3 protein-coding genes are annotated in these 3,234 nt (G+C 33.0%); 2 read left to right on the top strand and 1 reads right to left on the bottom strand.

The window, feature by feature from the left end:
* The first annotated feature begins 209 nt into the window (after positions 1-209).
* Both BAQ44_RS24385 and mobV read left to right on the top strand, forming a co-directional pair.
* Positions 210-443, top strand: coding sequence for a hemolysin XhlA family protein (locus tag BAQ44_RS24385; RefSeq protein ID WP_046199669.1), 234 nt, complete (start codon positions 210-212; stop codon positions 441-443).
* Between the two features lie 367 nt (positions 444-810).
* Positions 811-2,055: a MobV family relaxase gene (gene mobV / locus BAQ44_RS24380; RefSeq protein ID WP_000951644.1), complete on the top strand. Its 1,245-nt coding sequence runs from the start codon at positions 811-813 to the stop codon at positions 2,053-2,055.
* A 13-nt stretch (positions 2,056-2,068) separates the two neighbouring features.
* On the opposite strand, the gene BAQ44_RS24375 is transcribed toward mobV, so the two are convergent.
* A complete protein-coding gene (locus tag BAQ44_RS24375; RefSeq protein ID WP_001182216.1) occupies positions 2,069-2,569 on the bottom strand; it encodes a replication/maintenance protein RepL in 501 nt (166 codons plus the stop codon).
* Positions 2,570-3,234: the final 665 nt, after the last annotated feature.

The raw sequence follows: 3,234 nt of genomic DNA, 5'->3' as shown, positions 1-3,234 counted from the left end.
AACAGCACATTTATAGAAACTGTGTTTTTGCTAGATGCATATTAAAAAGGATAAGCATATGCTATATTACGCTTTCGTATAATTCCCTTATCTTTAAAGAGAACTTAAATCTTAATAATAGATTTGAGTTCTCTTTTTATATCATTATTCTCTAATTACCATATACATATAATATATTTAAAATTAATTTAAAAGGAGAAGTATGTTATATGACAAAATTGGAGGAACTAGAAAAAGATTTTAATCAAATGAATCTAGATTTAAAAGCTATACAACATGATATGAAAAGTTTAGAAGTAAGAATATTAGTAGCTGAAAAGGATGTTTTAACTATTAATAAACAATTAGATAAAATTAGTGCAAATACTACATGGATTTTACGATTGATCATAAGCGGATTGTTAACAGGAGTACTTGGTGTAGTAGCTAAAAACCTGTTATAGGAAAAAAGGGTGTTGGTCAATCAAAACGGACCTAGCAAAGCGAAGGGAGTATTTGACTTGACCAACCGTACTACACCCAAACCCTCTTGGCATTGAACAAACAATCGTTTGTTCCTGCTAACCGGCGAGGGAGCCCCTCAAGGATTGAGGGGTTGGGGAGTTTGATTGAGGGGGTCTGGGGAAGAGTTTCCCCAGTGGGTTTGGGCAAAGCCCAAGGTTTGTTTTTTGCCAGGCAAAGCATGGCTTGGCGGAGCCAAAGAGCCTCGCAGAGCACGTCCAAATGAAATTTGGTATAACGTGCTAGACCAAATTTGGTTTTTCTTCTATCCCCATGTTAAACTAGTTACCAAAAGGGGGGGTCTTGCTCATGGCTCACGTTCAAAAATATGCAAAAGGAAATGTTCAAGGATTGTCCATCCACTGGGACAGAAAAACAGAAAATCATTCGAATCAAGACATTGATAATGAACGGTCACATTTGAATTATGATTTATGTGAAAAAGAAGGAGATACACTTTCACGCATGAATGATCGGTTAAGTGAAGTGCATTGCTTGAATCGAAAAGATGTAAAAGTCTGTGCAGATTGGGCTGTTACATTACCGGAAAGTTTGAAAGATGCTTCTGAGAAGGAACAACGTGAATTTTTTGAGAAAACCTATGAATTTTTAGCGAACCGTTATGGTGGTGAAAAAAATGTGTTGTCAGCCAATGTACATAATGACGAAACAAGACCGCATATGCATTTTGCTTTTATGCCTGTTGTTTGGGACGAGAAAAAGCAACAGGCAAAGGTTTCAGCTAAAGAAGTTTTAACAAGAAAAGATTTAAAAACATTTCACCAAGATTTAGATGAGTTTTTGAAAAAAGAAATACCACAAATCTACAAAGAAGGTATTTTAAACGATAAAACGATTGGCGTTGATACGGTTAAAGATTTGAAAAGGTATTCTGAAGAAATACAGAAACAAAAAGATGTAATGGATGCGGAAGTAAAGGTCAAAGAAAGAGAGTTAGAGGGGAAAATTCAATCATTAGATAAAGAATTGGAAAGTAAAAAAAATGAGTTTCTGAATTTGAGTGAAGCACTCCCTTCAAAAATTAATATCAAAGTAAAAGGAAAAGAGAAAAAAACAGAGGTTGTAAAAACAGGTTTTTTAAAATCAGAAACAGTAACTACAGAAACTGGGAATTGGATTGTTTCTGATAGTGAAATGAGAAGGATGCAAAAAGTTCTAAGCGATGCAAATTTCGTAAAGGAAGATTATGAGCGTTTGCAGCGTACAGATTTAGTTAAAGAAAACAAAGAATTACATGATAGAGTTGATAGTTTAGCCGATGGTTATGTTAAAGCTATTAATGAGAATACAGATTTGTATGAGAAGAATAGAGAATTACGTAAGGAAATAAGCTCGTTAAAAGCCCATGTAAAAGATTTAAAGGAAAATGTAAAGGTTTTATACCACAATACGAAAAAAGTCCTTGGAGAGCATTTTAAAGCGTTTAGAGGACTTGTTAAGAATGAATTGGATATAAAAGGTGTAGATAATCAATTTGATTGTGAATATAAGAAAGAAATTAAGAAACAACGTGGATATAACATGGAACGTTAAAACCGTCTCAGAATTAATTCTGAGACGGTTCGTCGTTTTTGTATGTTATTTCTGTTTTAAGCTCTCTTCCTTTAGTTGAATAGACTTGTTGTAATCGGATTTCTTGTATATCGTGCCAATGGCCACGACCAAAATAACGAGCATTTACTTGATATGTACCAGTACCTTTTCTAAAAAGAATTTCTGCATTTACAAGTTTGTTGATGTTGTTATTAAGAACTTGTACTGTTTTATATCCTAGTTCTTGTGCCATTTGTTTTTTTATAAAGCTATTTAGAATGATCATATTGTCATAAGACATTACTTTTAATAAAACGTTAATAACTCTATCTAAACCTTTAGGTAAATCATTTAAGGCTACAATATCTTTTAAATATATTTTTACGTAGTCTGGTTCTTTGTCGATATAAGCATTTATAATTTCTTCTTCTTCTTGAATTTCACCAGTATTTATATCTATTATTTTATTTTTTGTAACTTTAGAAACTTTTTTCAAGGGTCTTTCCGGTTGCATCAAATCTACCTCCTACCCGATTTATAATTTAATTAAATTATAAATCGGGTATTTTAAAAGTGCAATATTTTTTATAGGATTTCACATTTATAATCCCACAAATTATAAATGATATAAAAAATAAATTTAATTTATAACTCCACAAATTACGGTATATAACTCCACAAATTACGGTTATAATCCCACAAATTATAACTTATAATCCCACAAATTATAGTATTTTCCTAGAAATCCAGTCATATCAACGGTTCAACCTATGTTCTCCCTTCTATTCTATTATTTTATAAAATTTAAAAGGGCTTTTCACTATGCAATAGTCGAGTAGTATTTTTTGAGAAAACCATTCAAAAAATCTCCACTCTTTTGCTATTGCATAGTGAAATTCGGCAGGTGTGAGCATGTCGCCAAGCCGAACAGACCAAAAACGAGGATTTAGATTGTTCGACTTGGACTAGCAATTGTACCTGCCGAACCGCCTTGCTCTATCGTTCTAAACAATCCGCTTATTCCATATTCATTTACGTTAAGATCCAGGGGGCTAGCCCCCAAACCCCCAGCCAGCACTCACACCCAAAAACAAGGAGAGAATGAACTTAGAACAGCACATTTATAGAAACTGTGTTTTTGCTAGATGCATATTAAAAAGGATAAGCATATGCTATATT

It is taken from the genome of Bacillus mobilis (genome assembly GCF_001884045.1).
GTDB classification, from domain to species: Bacteria; Bacillota; Bacilli; order Bacillales; family Bacillaceae_G; genus Bacillus_A; species Bacillus_A mobilis.
The sequence above is the reverse complement of the archived record's forward strand: the minus strand, read 5'-3'. Positions and strand labels throughout refer to the sequence as shown.

Excerpts from the sequence above, each read along its gene's own strand:
- BAQ44_RS24385 (WP_046199669.1), top strand. The coding sequence starts at position 210 with ATGACAAAATTGGAGGAACTAGAAAAAGATTTTAATCAAATGAATCTA.
- mobV (WP_000951644.1), top strand. The coding sequence starts at position 811 with ATGGCTCACGTTCAAAAATATGCAAAAGGAAATGTTCAAGGATTGTCC.
- BAQ44_RS24375 (WP_001182216.1), bottom strand. The coding sequence starts at position 2,569 with ATGCAACCGGAAAGACCCTTGAAAAAAGTTTCTAAAGTTACAAAAAAT.